Genomic DNA, 15,485 nt, shown 5'->3' on the forward strand with positions numbered 1-15,485 from the left:
ACGCCGCCCCTTCACAGGCCTGCAAGGCTTCGCTGAGTTCGGCAAACCAGCGCACGCCGTAAGCGCCCACCTTGGCTTCCTGTTGCTCACGTAAAACAGGGGTGCAACCCGCGAGTCATGCTGAAAAAACGCGGGTTGCACCCGCCCTACGATGATTCAAAACTGGCAAGAGTCACTTTTTAACAAACACCTAGCACGCATCAGTCCCCTTAAAAGAGCCCATATGCCAGTCCCAATCCACCATGCCAGCGGCACTTTACATGTGCCCGAAGATACCCTAGCCGATTGGCCCAGTGCCCAGTTTGCCTGCACTCAGGAGCGCGGCATTGTGGTAAAGGCACTGGGGCTGGAGCTGACCAGCGTGTTTCAGCCCATTTTTGCAGCAGATGCTCAAACCATCATTGGCGAAGAAGGCCTGCTGCGCGCCAGCATCCGCCGCAAAGCCATGCCGCCTGCCGATGTTTTTAAAAGCGCCACCCGAGGCGAATGCTTGGTGGCTTTCGATCGCCTATGCCGTAGCCTGCATTTAATGAACCACTTAGCTGGGCCGCAAAAAGACAAAACGCTGTTTCTTAACGTTCATCCAGAGCTACTGATTGCCGTTGAAAAACAACACGGCGAAGCGTTTGAGCGCATTTTGCAGGATCAGGGCTTAAAACCTGCCGATGTAGTTCTGGAAATCCTTGAATCCGCCATTCCTGACGCGCAAGAAACCGATCTGACCCATGCGGTACAAAACTACCGCCAGCGTGGTTACCGGATTGCGATTGATGATTACGGCCAGAAAAATGCCAATCTCTGCCGCCTGCTTTCCTTATCACCAGATATTGTAAAACTGGATAAAGTATTAATTCATGCCACAGATAACAATAGTAAGGCGCAGCGATTACTGAGCCAGCTCGTTGAAATGCTACATGGGCTGGATAGTCAGGTCGTGATCGAAGGCATAGAAAGCGCCGCGCAACTAGCCATCGCGAAAGAAAGCGGTGCGGATTTCTTCCAAGGCTATTTTCTGGCGGAACCCAGATATTTAAACAAACACATTTAGTTATTTAAATAACACTCAATAGTCTTTGTACATCTTAACAAAACCGGTAAAAATCGACGCTATCTGACACACCGCTAGGAAATCGTCATGCGTCTTAAGTCTCTGCTCGCCGCCATTGCCCTAAGTACCAGCCTGCCCGCCTTTGCCGATAGCACCTTACTGAATGTGTCTTACGATGTAATGCGTGATTTCTATAAGGACTACAACCCCGCTTTTGCTAAATACTGGAAAGCCAAATCGGGCGAAGAGCTCACCATTCAGATGTCGCACGGCGGCTCTAGCAAGCAAGCGCGCTCAGTGATCGATGGCTTACAAGCCGATGTGGTCACCATGAATCAGCATAACGATATCGATGCCATCGCCGACAAAGCTAAATTACTCCCCGCCGACTGGGCCAAACGCCTGCCTGACGATGCAGCCCCTTTTACCAGCTTGCAGGTGTTGATCGTTCGTAAGGGCAACCCTAAGGGCATTAAAGATTGGAACGACCTGACTAAAGCGGGCGTTGGCGTGATCGTGCCTAATCCTAAAACCTCGGGCAATGGCCGCTACACCTATCTGGCGGCATGGGGCTATGCCGCAAAACTGCCTGGCGGCAACGATGCAAAAGCGCGTGAATTTGTGGCCAGCGTCTTTAAAAATGTGCCGGTGCTAGATGCAGGCGGCCGTGCGGCCACGACTACCTTTATGCAGCGCCAGATTGGCGATGTGCTAGTCACCTTTGAAAACGAAGCCGAAATGATCGCCAAAGAATTTGGACGTGGCAATTTTGAAGTGGTTTACCCAAGCGTATCCATCGAAGCCGAGCCGCCGGTCGCCATCGTCGATAAAGTGGTGGACAAAAAAGGCACGCGCAAACAGGCCGAGGAATATCTGAAATACCTGTGGAGCCCAGCAGGCCAAGAAATCGCCGCGCAAAACTATCTACGCCCAAGAGACAAAGCCATCGCCGCCAAATACGCCAAGCAATTCCCTGCGATTAAATTATTCGCCATCGAAGAATTCGGCGGCTGGCAAAAAGCCCAAAAAACCCACTTTGAAGACGGCGCAATTTACGACCAGATCGCAGCAAGCATTGCTAAGCGCTGATAGCAAACAGCCAAAAATAAGATCTGTAGACACTTATCTATCAAGTACATGCAGGCAAAAGTTCTTGCCCTCACAAAAACCCAAACCTTTAACCTCGGAGGAAAGGAGAACACGGAGAAAAATATAAGCAAGGTTTTTTCCGTGAAACTCCGTGTTCTCTGGGACCGAAGAGGTTCGAGATTTAGGTTTTATGTTGGGTGACATTACTGCAGCTCTACTAACAACACCCCATCGGATTCACCATGCGCTTCAAACAGCCAAGCGTGTTGCCAGGGTTTAATTTAAGCCTTGGCTACACGCTGTTTTATTTATCCATCATCGTGCTATTGCCACTCTCTGCCCTCTTGATCAAAACCAGCGCCTTAAGCTGGCCGCATTTCTGGCAGATTATCAGCGAGCCGCGCGTTGTTGCCTCCTACAAGCTGACTTTTGGCGCGTCTTTTCTAGCGGCGCTGATTAACCTTGTCACCGGCTTATTAGTGGCATGGGTGTTGGTTCGCTACCAGTTTTTTGGTAAGCGTTTTGTGGATGCCTTGGTTGATCTCCCCTTTGCTCTGCCTACCGCCGTGGCGGGGATTGCGCTGGCCACCATTTATGCCCCCAATGGCTGGATCGGCCAGTACCTTGAGCCATTTGGCTTAAAGATTGCCTTCACCCCCATCGGCATCGTGATTGCGCTCACCTTTGTCACCCTGCCCTTTGTAGTGCGCACGGTGCAGCCGGTGCTGCAAGATTTAGAACACGAGCTAGAAGAAGCCGCCTGTAGCTTAGGCGCAAGCCGCTGGCAGATTTTTTACAAAGTGATTTTTCCAACCATTTTGCCCGCGCTACTCACCGGCTTTGCACTAGCGTTTGCTCGCGCCATTGGCGAATACGGCTCGGTGATTTTTATCGCTGGCAATATGCCTTTTATTTCAGAAATCACCCCGCTAATGATTATTTCCAAGCTAGAGCAATACGATTATCTAGGCGCTACCGCCATTGCCGTAGTGATGCTGGTGGTGTCCTTTGCCATGCTACTGCTGATTAATGGCCTGCAATGGTGGACGGCAAAGCGCTTAGGGAGAGTTAAATAATGGCCTCAACCATTCAACGCTCTATCGTCACCACAGAAAGCCGTGCCGTGCGCTGCGTGCTGATTAGCCTTGCGCTGCTGTTTATTGGGGTTTTTTTGCTTATCCCGTTGGCATCAGTATTTATTGAAGCTTTTCGCCAAGGCTGGCGGCTGTATCTGGCCGCGCTGATTGAGCCAGATGCGGTGTCGGCCATTAAATTAACCCTGATCGTGGCGGCTATTTCGCTACCCGCCAATCTGATCTTTGGCGTGGCGGCGGCGTGGGCAATTGCCAAATTTGATTTTAAAGGCAAAAGCTTTTTAACCACCCTAATTGATCTGCCGTTTTCTGTCTCCCCAGTAGTGGCGGGGCTGATTTATGTGCTGATGTTTGGGGCGCAGGGCTGGTGGGGGCCGTGGCTGATTGAGCACAATTACACCATTATTTTTGCCGTACCCGGCATTGTGTTGGCCACCATTTTTGTTACCTTCCCCTTTGTCGCCCGTGAGCTGATCCCACTGATGGAAGCTCAAGGCTCAGATGAAGAACAAGCCGCCATTGTGCTGGGCGCATCCAGCTGGCAAATGTTTTGGCGCATCACCCTACCCAAGATTAAATGGGCATTGCTCTACGGTGTGATTTTAGCCAACGCCCGTGCCATGGGTGAGTTTGGCGCGGTATCGGTGGTATCCGGCCATATTCGCGGCATGACCAATACCGTGCCGCTGCACGTAGAAATTCTTTACAACGAATACAACTTCGTCGGCGCATTCGCTTGCGCATCGATCTTGGCACTCTTAGCTCTGCTCACGCTTGCGGCTAAAAGCTATGTGGAATGGCGAGGTGAGCAACAAGCCGCCGCGGATCGACGACATGCGGTTGAGGAGTAACTCAGGAAGTCGGAAGTCATCCAGATAACCCTTAGCTTTTCTCTGTGGCACTCCGTGTTTTCCGCGTCCTCTGTGGTTCAAGATTTGGGTTTTGCTACGCAACATCAAAAGGCAAGTCAATATGAGTATCGAAGTCAAAAACATCGCCAAGCGCTTTGGTGCTTTTACTGCGCTGGATAATCTAAATTTAGAAGTGCAATCGGGCGAGCTACTGGCACTGCTTGGGCCTTCGGGTTGCGGTAAAACCACGCTGCTGCGGGTCATTGCCGGCTTAGAAACGCCCGACCAAGGACAGATTTTATTTCATGGTGAGGATGCCACCGATACCCACGTTAGGGAGCGGCAAGTCGGCTTTGTTTTCCAGCACTACGCGCTGTTCCGGCATATGACGGTATTTGAAAATGTCGCCTTTGGCCTGCGCGTTCGCCCCAAGAAAACCCGCCCCACTGAAGCGGAGATCAAAGAAAAAGTCCATGCTCTGCTTAATATGGTGCAGCTGGATTGGCTGGCGGATCGCTTTCCGGCGCAATTATCCGGTGGCCAACGCCAGCGAATTGCCCTTGCCCGTGCGCTGGCGGTAGAGCCTAAAGTGCTACTACTGGATGAGCCCTTTGGCGCGCTCGATACCAAGGTCAGAAAAGAGCTGCGCCGCTGGTTACGCCGCCTGCACGATGAAATGCATATCACCAGCGTGTTTGTCACGCACGATCAGGAAGAAGCGCTGGAAGTGGCCGATCGCGTGGTGGTCATGAACAAGGGCAAGATTGAGCAAATTGGCACTCCAGAACAGGTCTACGATACCCCCGCATCACCGTTTGTTTACCAGTTTTTAGGCGATGTCAATTTATTCCATAGCCGCGTTCACGAGGGCTGGGCCGAAGTAGGCGGTGCACGTTTTGCAGCACCCGCTGCCGCCAATTCCGCCGCGACAGTCTATGTGCGCCCACATGAAATTGATTTATCCCGTCTGGCCAATCCATCCGCGATTACAGGAAAAATCATCCATGTGCGCTTACTGGGGGCCACGGTAAGGCTGGAAGTCGCCGTCGTTAATGCAGATATTGTAGAAGTAGAAATCAGCCGCGAGCGTCAGCAAGAGGGACAATGGCAGGCAGGGGAAAGTGTTTTTCTTACTCCTAGAGAAGCAAAAGTCTATCCAACTGCGGCTTAAATTACCCCCAAACCCATTAATAGCCTGACAAAGCAATGACTCCTTGCCCATAGCTACTGACAGAGCTAGGGTGAAGAGTCATTTTGCTGCGCTGCTCATCATGCTACTTGAACCCGTTTGGAATACTGATCGCGAGTGGATTGCCCTAAGGCTGCATGCAGAACCAGCCCAACTGGCCATCCTTGCCCCACTTTTTGCTGAATCTATCCTAGCAAATCTACCTTGCTTATGGGAAAGCTGCGATGGCTTGTTTCCTGCTGATTTAGCCGAACCGCATCCCTTTGTGATATTGCTCAATAATAATGAGCTTGCTCTGCCTTTTCCCCAAACAGCACGTAGGCTACTCACCGCCCCCAGCGAAGACCCTGGGCTAATCGCAGGCATTCAAACACTGCCTAGCCAACTCCCGCCTAAGGTTTGGTTAACCGGCACTTGGCTATTAGCGCCACAAAAACCCGATGGTCGCCCAAACCCCAGCAAGCCGGTTTTATTAGAGCTACTTGGATTAATTGTCAGCGATGCCGATACCCCCGCTATCGAGGCCGTGATCGCCAAAGCACCTCAGCTGGTGTTTAGCTTGTTAAGATTGGTTAACTCTGTAGCCGTAGGCGGCAGCACCCATGCAGAAAGCCTGCGCCAAGCCATCGCCATCTTAGGTAGGCGGCAATTGCAGCGCTGGCTGCAGCTTTTACTTTACGCTGAGCAATTTGGCGCAGACAGCGGCACGCCCCCACTGCTGCTTTTAGCGGCACTGCGTGCTAAACGGCTAGAAAACTGGGCGGGTAGCAGCGCCCTAGCCAATATCAAACCCGATGTGGCCTTTCTGGCAGGCATGCTCTCCCTGCTCGATCGCCTATTTGGCCAAACCTTAAACGAGATTCTTGACCCGCTCCCGCTCAGCCCCGAGCTGCGTGCTGGTTTACTGGCTGGGGAAGGGCCGCTTGGCAATGCGATCAAAGCACTTGCCGCAATGGAGGCCGGTGATGAAGCAGCACTCAGCAATTTGCTAAGCGAGACCCAATCAAGTACGTGGATGCAATCTGAAATCAACGCCTGCCAATGGGTTAGAAAACTATTGGCATCTGCCACATGAATAACGAGCTTGATAGCGAATCCGGCATCTATGCGGCGCTTGAAGCGTCGATCATTACCATGGATTTGGAAAGCTATATCACCGGCTGGAATCGTGGAGCCGAGCTATTATTTGGCTATCTGGCAGATGAAGTTTTAGGCAAACATATTCTACTTTTATATGCCGATGTAGAAAGCCAAGGGGAAGAAGACTGCTTTAATGAAGTCATCGCCAATGGTCATGCCGAAATGGATGTCAAACGGCGGCGAAAAGATGGTAGTAATTTCTGGGCGCATCTACACCTCACCTTGGTGCGCAATAAAGTAGGCCTACCCACACGGCTCATTGCTTATGTACGTGATATCAGCAGCCAACTGGCCAATGAAGAGCGCAGCCGGCTCTATACCCGAATTTTTGAATATGCGCGTGAAGCGATTGTGATTACCGATCATAATCGCCTTATTGTGAGCGTAAACAATGCTTATTTAAAGATTACCGGCCGCAGTATGCAAGAAGTACAAGGCACAACGCCTAGCTTTTTAAATAGCAAAGATAAATACACCTCTAAAGCCATTGAATCCACGCTTAAATCAATGGGGCATTGGGAAGGCGAAATATGGGATAAACGTGCCAATGGAGAAGCCTTCCCTGCATGGCTAACCATTAGCGCAGTACAAACAAACCATGGCACCGTCAGCCATTACTTTGCAGTGTTTTCTGACCACACAGAAAAACGCCAAACCGAAGCTAAAATCCATCAGCTGGCATATTACGATACGCTCACCAGCCTACCCAACCGTGCCATGCTATTTTCTTTACTCGCCCAATCATTATCAGAGGCAAAGCGCAAACAAAAGCATGGCTCATTATTATGCTTTAATATTAATGGCTTCAAAAACATTAATGATTCATTTGGTCACGCCTCAGCAGATGTTTTACTCGCTGAATTAGCAAAACGCATCCGCCTTGCCCTGCGTGAAGAGGACGTGGTATCCCGCTTCAGCGGCGATGAATTTTATATTGCCTTATTTGAAATAGAGCAAAGAGAAGACGCTATTCTAGTAGCCCGCAGAATTTTACAATCTACTGCCGCACCATTTTATCTAAAGAATCAAGAAATTGTTTTACTTAGCCATATTGGCATTACTATTTATCCAGATGATGGATATGATGCAGAAACACTGATCAACAATGCCACCGTGGCCATGCATCGCGCCAAACAAAACAATCAAAACTATTTATTTTATTCCACAGAAATGAATCGTAGCTCCTTAGATAAAATCAAACTAGAAGCAGAGCTACATCACGCACTAGACTTAAATCAATTTGAGCTTTATTTTCAACCACAGGTTGATTTCCCTAGCAAAAAAATCATGGGCGCAGAGGCTTTAATTCGCTGGAAACATCCACAGAAAGGCATGATTCCCCCTTCTAATTTTATCCCTTTTGCCGAAGAAACAGGCTTGATTGTTGCCATTGGGAGCTGGGTACTCAATGAGGCAATTAGCCAAATTGCTGAATGGAAAAAAGCGGGGCTTTCGCTAGGCAGGCTGGCGGTTAATTTATCCGCCTTACAATTCAAACCCCAGTTGCCCGATGAAATTGCGGCCATTTTAACTTATCACAAAATACCTGCCGAATTAGTTGAGCTAGAACTCACAGAAAGTTTATTAATGGGCAATGGGCAATCCGGTTTACTTAATCAATTGCATAGCAATGGCTTTAGCCTAGCCCTAGACGACTTTGGAACCGGCTATTCCAATTTGGCTTATTTACAAAACTATCCCATTGATTACTTAAAGATAGATCAATCCTTTGTCAAAGGATTGCCAGATAACCAACACTCCGCAGCAATTGTGCGCTCCATTATCGATATCGCTAGTAATCTAGGATTAAAGCTTATTGCCGAGGGAGTAGAAAACCAAGCCCAAGCCGAATATCTTTCTAAATTAGGCTGCAATTTAATCCAAGGCTATTATTGCTACCGCCCCATGAATGCCGACGCTTTTACTCAGCTGCTGATAAAACAACAAAGTGAAAATAGCCAAGAGAACGCTGATTAAATCGTCATCCCCGAATGCTTTATCGGCGATCCAGCGTAAATACTGGATTCCCGCCTGCACAAGAATGACGAAATTGAATAAATCAGAACTCACCTAAGCTTGGCTCGCTAAAATTAAGCAAGCCAGATCTTAGATCACAGAGAAAAACAGCCGTTAAATGATGCTGTTTTATGAATGGCTTCTTATAAGCTGCTCATGAGTAAAACCCGCAGATTTAAGTATTTAGCTAGCAAAAAATCCACGAATCTCACCCGCTTACACCGTTAAGCTTTGCTTCAACAAGGCGTATTTCACCTGCCCAGCCTTGCCCTCTTTAACGATTTCCCAGCCTTCTCTATCCGGCCAATTGGCGGTTTCTGCATAGATTACTGCGCCAGGATTAAGCACTCGGAGGAGTTTTGGTAATACTTGCGCTAAGAAATCTGATGCAAAGGGTGGGTCTAAAAACACCACGTCAAACCGCTCCGCCGTGCTATCTAAAAAGCGCAGCGCATCGCCCCAAATCACCTCAATATTGCTAGCCCCAAGCAAATTTTGATTATCTTTTAGGCTAGCGGCCACGTTTTTATCCCGCTCTACCATCACTACACGCTTGGCATTCCTTGATGCGGCCTCAAAACCCAGTGCGCCGCTGCCAGAGAATAAATCTAAGCAAGTCAGATTGGTACACTCTTGGCCTAGCCAATTAAATAACGTTTCACGCACCCGATCCGGCGTAGGGCGTAGGCCTTCTGCGTCAGGAAACTTCAATAAACGGCGTTTATAGTCACCGCCAATAATACGAACCTGGTTTTTGAACTGTGCGGCCATGTTAAAATCCTAGCAATCTGTAATTAAATAGCCCAGCAGCCTGTTAATACGATAAGCCACTTAGAGGTTTTTCGCAGAAAACAGACTTTTTTCGGCAGGCTGCCCGCATTTTCCGCCATCTTTCGGAATCCCCGCAAACTCATGTTCAGTTTTTTTCGCAAAAAAAAGCCGGTTGCACCGGTTACACCAGAAACACCTCTGGTGGCAGAGCCCGTCCAAATCGACACGGCACCTACAAATCAAGCGGCTGAAGTTGTAACTGACTCGGCCCCCACTGCAACGCTTATTCAGCAGCATGAAGCCATTGCTATTGAAACCGTGATTGCTGAGCCCGCCGTAGCCCCCATTCAGAGCGAAGAGCCTGAAGCCGTTGCTCCTGCTCCTGCTCCTGCTCCTGCTCCTGCTCCTGCTCCTGCTCCTGCTCCTGCTCCTGCTCCTGCTCCTGCGGCCATTATTGAGGTGGCTCAACCGCAAGCCAAGCTTTCTTGGTCTGAGCGCCTAAAAGCGGGCTTAGCTAAAACCCGTGATCGTCTGGGTAAAAGCTTAGCGGGCCTATTTGGTGGTGGCCAGATCGATGAAGATCTGTATGAAGAGCTGGAATCGGTGCTGCTCACCGCCGATATGGGCGTCGATGCAACACAACATTTGTTGGATGATGTACGAAACCGTGTAAGCCTTGCTGGGCTTAAAAATGGTAGTGAGCTGAAAGGCGCATTACAAAGCTCCCTGACTGATTTAATCAACCCACTGCAAAAACCGCTGGATGTTAGCACGCATAAACCCTTTATCCTGATGGTAGCTGGCGTAAATGGTGCGGGTAAAACCACCAGCATCGGCAAATTAGCCAAGTATTTTCAAGGCCAAGGCCTCAGCGTTTTACTCGCCGCTGGCGATACTTTCCGCGCTGCCGCACGTGAGCAGTTGGTGGTATGGGGCGAGCGCAATGGCGTGCAAGTAATTGCCCAAGATGGCGGCGATTCTGCTGCGGTGGCTTTTGATGCGGTAAACGCAGCTAAAGCACGTGGCATTGATGTGGTGATCGTCGACACCGCTGGCCGCCTGCCCACACAGCTGCATTTGATGGAAGAAATCAAAAAAGTAAAACGCGTGGTACAAAAAGCCGATCCAACTGGCCCGCACGAAATCATGCTGGTGCTGGATGCCAATAACGGCCAGAACGCGCTGAGCCAAGTGAAATCATTTGACGACGCACTGGGCCTAACCGGTTTAATCCTGACCAAGCTCGACGGCACAGCCAAGGGCGGGATTATCGCCGCGATTGCCAAGCAGCGCCCCATCCCACTACGCTTTGTTGGCGTGGGTGAAAGCATCGACGATTTGCGCCCCTTCATTGCCAAAGACTATGTAGACGCGCTGTTTGATTAAACATGGCTAGGGCACGGCAAGCCGTGCCCCTACAAATCACTGATCATCTGCTCATGAATCCACATATTTCCTTTCGCACCGCCAGCCTTGCTGATAAGCAAAACTTGGCCGCGCTAACGATTCAGGTATGGCTACATACCTATGCCACGGATGGGGTTCGTCATGATATTTCGGCTTATGTGCTGAGTGAATTTACCACCGAAAAATTCGCCGCACAGATCAACAATCCACAGTATCGCCTGCTGATTGCGGAGAATAAGTGCCATCTTATCGCCTACGCCATGCTTGATTTGGCTACTAGCAATGCAGATTTACCTAGCGCCGAGCTAAAAACTTTTTATATCCAAGAAACCTTTACCGGCCAAGGCATAGGTAAGCAGCTCTTGGCCTACGTAGAACGTAATCTCAATCAGCAGGCCTATTGGCTCAGCGTAAATAGCAACAATACCCGCGCCATTGCCTTTTATGTACACCAAGGTTTTGTTCAGCATGGTGTAACATATTTCGAGTTTGGCGGTAATCAGTACCAAAACAAGGTGCTGGTGAAGCATCTAAAAGCGGTAGATATCAAACATATGTAAGGGCATGCAGTGCCTTTACAGAGAAATAGGGCCTCTTATGATCCAGTTCCAGCAAGTCAGTAAACGCTATCCTGGCGGCTTTGATGCCGTAAAGAATTTAAGCTTTGAGATTCCCAGCGGCGAGCTGGTGTTTTTAGCAGGCCATTCCGGTGCAGGTAAATCGACGCTATTAAAGCTGATTGCAGGAATAGAAAAGCCCAGTGGTGGCGTGGTGAACGTCAATGGCCAAAATATGGCGAAGATGAACCGCAGCTCCCTGCCCTATATCCGCCGCCATTTAGGATTGATATTTCAAGACCATAAAATTCTGTTTGATCGCACGGTATTAGATAACGTCAGCCTACCACTGGATATTATTGGCTTTAATCATAAAGAGGGCCGCCGCCGTGTTTTGGCCGCGCTCGATAAAGTAGGCCTCACCGGTAAGGAAAAGCTCAACCCCATTTCACTATCAGGTGGCGAGCAGCAGCGATTATGCATCGCCCGTGCCGTAGTGCATCGCCCCGCCATTTTGCTGGCCGATGAGCCAACCGCTAATTTAGATCGAGATTACGCTCACGATATTTTGGAGCTGTTTAAATCCTTTCACCAAGTGGGCGTCACCATTGTGATCTCTGCACACGATGAAACCCTGATGGCAGATTATGGCCGCCGGATTTTACGTTTGAAAAACGGTCAATTTTCAGCCTGAGGCGATATGAAACACTGGTTAAGACTTCATGGCCAATCACTGGCCCGCACTTTAGGCGCATTAGTTCGCCATCCTTTTTCAAGCGCACTTAATCTACTGGTGATTGGCATTACCGCCGCGCTGCCTTTGGCACTCTGGCTGATTATTAGCAGCGTTTCCAGCGTAGCGAGTCAAATTCATATTGAGCCGCAAATTTCGATCTTTATGCGCGATTCCGCCACTAAAGAAGACCTGAGCATGCTCGCTGAGCAGTTAAAAAAAGACCCGCGCATCGCCAGCAGCCGGTTTATCTCCAAGGACGAAGCACTCAAAGAAATGCAGGCATCATCTGGAGCCGCCAATTTATTAGCAGGCTTAAGCGAAAACCCACTGCCTGATGCCTTTATTTTAAGCAGCAAAGACGGCCAAGCCGCTAACCTAGAAGCCTTGCAAAAAGACTTGCTCAGCCGTCCTGGCGTGGATGAAGTTCAGCTTGATTCGGCATGGGCGCATCGCCTAGAAAGGCTCCTCGCCTTAGGCCAAACGCTATTTGAAGTGATTGCGGTTTTGCTTGCCACGGCCCTAACGCTGATTACCGGCAATGCAATTCGAATGCAAATCTTAACCCGCAAGGAAGAAATTGAGGTGGCGCGGCTAATTGGCGCAACCGATGCCTTTATTCGTCGACCATTTATCTACTTTGCCATGGTGCAAGGTTTGCTAGGCGGCTTGTTTGCTTGCGCAATTGTGGCGGGCATTTTGTCGCACCTAAACCCCGCGGTGCTTGATTTAGCCAACGCTTATGGGCAAAAATTTAGCTTATTGTCACCAGACTTTAGTACAGTCGCCATAGTATGTGGCCTATGCACCCTGCTTACTTTTATCGGAGCATGGCTTGCGGTATGGCGACATCTGCGGCAATTTACCTAAAAAACACAAGGCACAGCACGGGCTTATTAATTTACGCTATGGTCCAGATAGGAAAAATTGCCGTGCCTCACCTCCCCATAATGTGATTGAATCAACTGACTGAATAAATGAACTTCGTCATATTTTGGCACTCTCACGATACGAGTGCTAGAATCAACGAGCGTTTTTGCAAGGAGAGATTTAAACATGGCAGCTGCACTTACACTTCCCGTTCTATCTGGCGGCGACAGCATCGAGAGTTATATCCAGCGTGTAAATACGGTGCCTATGCTCTCACAGGAAGAGGAAATTAGCCTTGCTGAGCGCTTTCGCCAGGAGAATGATCTGGAGGCAGCCAAGCAGTTGGTAATGTCCCACCTGCGGGTCGTAGTATCGATTGCGCGCGGCTATTCTGGCTATGGCCTGCCACAGGCAGATCTTATCCAAGAAGGCAATATCGGCTTAATGAAAGCGGTAAAACGCTTTGAACCAGGCCGTGGCGTACGCTTGTTTTCTTTTGCCGTGCATTGGATTAAAGCTGAAATCCACGAATATGTGCTGCGTAACTGGCGCTTGGTGCGCGTTGCCACCACCAAGGCTCAACGCAAATTATTCTTTAATCTGCGCTCCATGAAGCCAGGCTTTGCCGCACTCACTACCTCAGAAGCGCAAAAAATCGCTGATGATTTAGGGGTAAAACGCGAAGAAGTGCTAGAAATGGAAACGCGGATGAGCGGCCAAGATATCTCGCTGATCTCGGACGATAACGATGACGAAGGCTACGCGCCCATTGATTGGCTTGCCGATCACGACAGCGCCCCAGACGCCACTCTCGCCCGGCGCGCTACCGATAAGCTGCATACAAGCGGCCTGCAAATGGCACTGGCCAGCTTAGACGAGCGCAGCCGCCGGATTGTAGAAACACGCTGGCTGGCCGACGAAGGCTCGTCCTTAACACTGCATGACTTAGCTGCAGAATTTAATGTCTCAGCAGAGCGCATCCGCCAGATCGAGGCCAAAGCCCTCAGCAAAATGAAGCAGGCATTGTTGCCAGCATAAAAAAACGGAGCCAACGGCTCCGTTTTTTTATGCCTTCATATATTGGAATAAAACATAAAACCCAGATCTTGAACCACAGAGATCACAGAGGACACGGAGGACACGGAGGACACGGAGGAAAACCAGAAAAGGAGGTTGTACTGCATTTCAGTTCTTCTCCGTGGCTCTCCGTGTTTTCCTTTTCCTCCGTGGTTCAAGATTTGGGTTTAAATTCTCAACCTTTTAAAACAACTTCTTCAAATCCATTCCCTTATACATGCCCGCCACCTGCTCGCCATAACCATTAAACATCAGTGTTTTGCGTTTAAAGAATTCGCCAATTCGCCGCTCGGTGGCTTGGCTCCAGCGTGGGTGGTCTACTTCTGGGTTTACATTGGAATAAAAGCCATATTCATTTGGCCCCGCTTTATTCCATGAGGTTTGTGGTTGTTTTTCAGTCAAGCGGATTTTTACAATGGACTTAGCGCTTTTAAAGCCATATTTCCACGGCACCACCACGCGAATTGGTGCGCCATTTTGATTAGGCAATACTTTGCCATATAAACCCACCGCCATAATGGTTAATGGATGCATCGCTTCATCAATCCGCAAGCCTTCGGTATAAGGCCAATCCAACACAGATCGTTGCACGCCTGGCATCTGCTCTTTATCCGCTAGCGAGATAAACTCAACATATTTAGCTTTAGAAGTGGGGCTCACCCTCTTAAGTAACTCCGAAAGTGGGAAACCCACCCATGGAATCACCATCGACCAGCCTTCTACACAGCGCAAGCGGTAAATTCGCTCTTCCAGCGGGGCTATTTTTAAAAGCTCATCCATAGAAAAGGTGTGAGGCTTATCACACTCACCTTCAATCACGATATTCCATGGCCGTGTTTTTAACTTGCCCGCAGTTTGGGCAGGATCATCCTTACCCGTACCAAACTCATAGAAATTATTGTATTGAGTGATTTGCTCAAAGCTGTTTTTATCGTCTTTAACCGAAAGAGGGCTAGCCCGATAAACCAGCTCACCCGCCGCTTGCGCTGGCAAAGCCGCCGCCAAGCCCAAGGCCGCCACACCGGTCATCAGTTGGCGGCGGTTTAGCCAAAGCGCTTCAGGGGTGATTTCAGAACTTAAAATATGATCCACAGGACGAATGAGCATGCTGTTCTCCTAAAACCTTTTAGTCGGGCAGAAGCACTATGGCTGACAGTAGTGCCAATAAATAACACTTTGCACCCTATTATCTGTGTAGGCCAGATCAGCCTGCTTTTATTCCCCTCCCAGCGCATCCATTTCAATACATGTGCAAAAACAAGGCAATAGCAGCCCCAAGTAGTAAAACAATGGCGGCAATTCGCATGCTGCGGTCTATTTCTGTGCGCATTGACGGGCTAATCCGCTTCCAAAGGGCATAGACCAGCAAGCCTAACAAACAGATATTTAATAATTTTTCTGTCATAACTCGTAATGATTATTATTGCGTGAAAAATACACACTATTGCATATAAATGTTAAAGCTTTACTTTAAGTATTTAACTTTAACTCTTGCTTATAAAAGATAAAACAAGTGAAAAATGCACATCGGGTATTTTATCGCTAAGTGATTGTATCAAAAGAACAATTAAAAAACGGGCGCTTGTGCGCTCTTTTTTTTTACTCTATAGTGGGAAGTAGTGGGTAAAAGTGGGTAAAAGTGT

14 protein-coding genes are annotated in these 15,485 nt (G+C 49.1%); 12 read left to right on the forward strand and 2 right to left on the reverse strand.

What is annotated here, in order from left to right; genetic code table 11:
- The first annotated feature begins 223 nt into the window (after window positions 1–223).
- From Q0R17_RS15650 to Q0R17_RS15680, 7 genes are all read left to right on the forward strand, one after another.
- A complete protein-coding gene (locus tag Q0R17_RS15650; protein WP_293936478.1) occupies window positions 224–1,048 on the forward strand; it encodes an EAL domain-containing protein in 825 nt (274 codons plus the stop codon).
- An 87-nt stretch (window positions 1,049–1,135) separates the two neighbouring features.
- Window positions 1,136–2,137 carry a sulfate ABC transporter substrate-binding protein gene (locus tag Q0R17_RS15655; RefSeq protein WP_293936481.1) on the forward strand — a complete coding sequence of 334 codons (1,002 nt, stop codon included), beginning with the start codon at window positions 1,136–1,138 and terminating at the stop codon, window positions 2,135–2,137.
- 242 nt (window positions 2,138–2,379) lie between these two features.
- On the forward strand, window positions 2,380–3,213 hold the full coding sequence (cysT, locus tag Q0R17_RS15660) for a sulfate ABC transporter permease subunit CysT (protein WP_293936483.1): 834 nt from the start codon (window positions 2,380–2,382) through the stop codon (window positions 3,211–3,213).
- Window positions 3,213–4,082, forward strand: coding sequence for a sulfate ABC transporter permease subunit CysW (cysW, locus tag Q0R17_RS15665; protein WP_293936486.1), 870 nt, complete (start codon window positions 3,213–3,215; stop codon window positions 4,080–4,082). Before cysT ends, cysW begins: the two co-directional genes overlap by 1 nt.
- Window positions 4,083–4,203: 121 nt before the next feature.
- Window positions 4,204–5,253: a sulfate/molybdate ABC transporter ATP-binding protein gene (locus Q0R17_RS15670; protein WP_293936489.1), complete on the forward strand. Its 1,050-nt coding sequence runs from the start codon at window positions 4,204–4,206 to the stop codon at window positions 5,251–5,253.
- A 70-nt stretch (window positions 5,254–5,323) separates the two neighbouring features.
- Complete coding sequence (locus Q0R17_RS15675) at window positions 5,324–6,346, forward strand: HDOD domain-containing protein (RefSeq protein ID WP_293936491.1); 1,023 nt, start codon at window positions 5,324–5,326, stop codon at window positions 6,344–6,346.
- Window positions 6,343–8,388: a bifunctional diguanylate cyclase/phosphodiesterase gene (locus Q0R17_RS15680; protein ID WP_293936494.1), complete on the forward strand. Its 2,046-nt coding sequence runs from the start codon at window positions 6,343–6,345 to the stop codon at window positions 8,386–8,388. The genes Q0R17_RS15675 and Q0R17_RS15680 overlap by 4 nt, the downstream gene beginning before the upstream one ends.
- A gap of 255 nt (window positions 8,389–8,643) precedes the next feature.
- On the opposite strand, the gene rsmD is transcribed toward Q0R17_RS15680, so the two are convergent.
- The gene (gene rsmD / locus Q0R17_RS15685) at window positions 8,644–9,198 is read right to left on the reverse strand and encodes a 16S rRNA (guanine(966)-N(2))-methyltransferase RsmD (protein ID WP_293936497.1); all 555 of its coding nucleotides are present in this window, start codon (window positions 9,196–9,198) and stop codon (window positions 8,644–8,646) included.
- A 141-nt stretch (window positions 9,199–9,339) separates the two neighbouring features.
- On the opposite strand from rsmD, the gene ftsY reads away from it, so the two are divergent.
- The 5 genes from ftsY (at window position 9,340) to rpoH (ending at window position 13,803) form a co-directional block, all read left to right on the forward strand.
- The gene (gene ftsY / locus Q0R17_RS15690) at window positions 9,340–10,584 is read left to right on the forward strand and encodes a signal recognition particle-docking protein FtsY (protein ID WP_293936499.1); all 1,245 of its coding nucleotides are present in this window, start codon (window positions 9,340–9,342) and stop codon (window positions 10,582–10,584) included.
- A gap of 53 nt (window positions 10,585–10,637) precedes the next feature.
- Complete coding sequence (locus Q0R17_RS15695; protein ID WP_293936501.1) at window positions 10,638–11,165, forward strand: GNAT family N-acetyltransferase; 528 nt, start codon at window positions 10,638–10,640, stop codon at window positions 11,163–11,165.
- Between the two features lie 37 nt (window positions 11,166–11,202).
- The gene (gene ftsE, locus Q0R17_RS15700; RefSeq protein WP_293936504.1) at window positions 11,203–11,856 is read left to right on the forward strand and encodes a cell division ATP-binding protein FtsE; all 654 of its coding nucleotides are present in this window, start codon (window positions 11,203–11,205) and stop codon (window positions 11,854–11,856) included.
- Between the two features lie 6 nt (window positions 11,857–11,862).
- A complete protein-coding gene (gene ftsX, locus Q0R17_RS15705; RefSeq protein ID WP_293936507.1) occupies window positions 11,863–12,765 on the forward strand; it encodes a permease-like cell division protein FtsX in 903 nt (300 codons plus the stop codon).
- Between the two features lie 186 nt (window positions 12,766–12,951).
- Entirely contained in the window at window positions 12,952–13,803 is an 852-nt protein-coding gene (gene rpoH / locus Q0R17_RS15710; protein WP_293936510.1) for an RNA polymerase sigma factor RpoH, read from the forward strand.
- 222 nt (window positions 13,804–14,025) lie between these two features.
- On the opposite strand, the gene msrP is transcribed toward rpoH, so the two are convergent.
- The gene (gene msrP / locus Q0R17_RS15715) at window positions 14,026–14,949 is read right to left on the reverse strand and encodes a protein-methionine-sulfoxide reductase catalytic subunit MsrP (RefSeq protein ID WP_293936513.1); all 924 of its coding nucleotides are present in this window, start codon (window positions 14,947–14,949) and stop codon (window positions 14,026–14,028) included.
- Window positions 14,950–15,485: the final 536 nt, after the last annotated feature.

This window comes from Iodobacter sp., assembly GCF_025352645.1.
GTDB lineage: Bacteria > Pseudomonadota > Gammaproteobacteria > Burkholderiales > Chitinibacteraceae > Iodobacter.

Excerpts from the sequence above, each read along its gene's own strand:
- Q0R17_RS15650 (WP_293936478.1), top strand. The coding sequence starts at position 224 with ATGCCAGTCCCAATCCACCATGCCAGCGGCACTTTACATGTGCCCGAA.
- Q0R17_RS15655 (WP_293936481.1), top strand. The coding sequence starts at position 1,136 with ATGCGTCTTAAGTCTCTGCTCGCCGCCATTGCCCTAAGTACCAGCCTG.
- cysT (WP_293936483.1), top strand. The coding sequence starts at position 2,380 with ATGCGCTTCAAACAGCCAAGCGTGTTGCCAGGGTTTAATTTAAGCCTT.
- cysW (WP_293936486.1), top strand. The coding sequence starts at position 3,213 with ATGGCCTCAACCATTCAACGCTCTATCGTCACCACAGAAAGCCGTGCC.
- Q0R17_RS15670 (WP_293936489.1), top strand. The coding sequence starts at position 4,204 with ATGAGTATCGAAGTCAAAAACATCGCCAAGCGCTTTGGTGCTTTTACT.
- Q0R17_RS15680 (WP_293936494.1), top strand. The coding sequence starts at position 6,343 with ATGAATAACGAGCTTGATAGCGAATCCGGCATCTATGCGGCGCTTGAA.
- rsmD (WP_293936497.1), bottom strand. The coding sequence starts at position 9,198 with ATGGCCGCACAGTTCAAAAACCAGGTTCGTATTATTGGCGGTGACTAT.
- ftsY (WP_293936499.1), top strand. The coding sequence starts at position 9,340 with ATGTTCAGTTTTTTTCGCAAAAAAAAGCCGGTTGCACCGGTTACACCA.
- Q0R17_RS15695 (WP_293936501.1), top strand. The coding sequence starts at position 10,638 with ATGAATCCACATATTTCCTTTCGCACCGCCAGCCTTGCTGATAAGCAA.
- ftsE (WP_293936504.1), top strand. The coding sequence starts at position 11,203 with ATGATCCAGTTCCAGCAAGTCAGTAAACGCTATCCTGGCGGCTTTGAT.
- ftsX (WP_293936507.1), top strand. The coding sequence starts at position 11,863 with ATGAAACACTGGTTAAGACTTCATGGCCAATCACTGGCCCGCACTTTA.
- rpoH (WP_293936510.1), top strand. The coding sequence starts at position 12,952 with ATGGCAGCTGCACTTACACTTCCCGTTCTATCTGGCGGCGACAGCATC.
- msrP (WP_293936513.1), bottom strand. The coding sequence starts at position 14,949 with ATGCTCATTCGTCCTGTGGATCATATTTTAAGTTCTGAAATCACCCCT.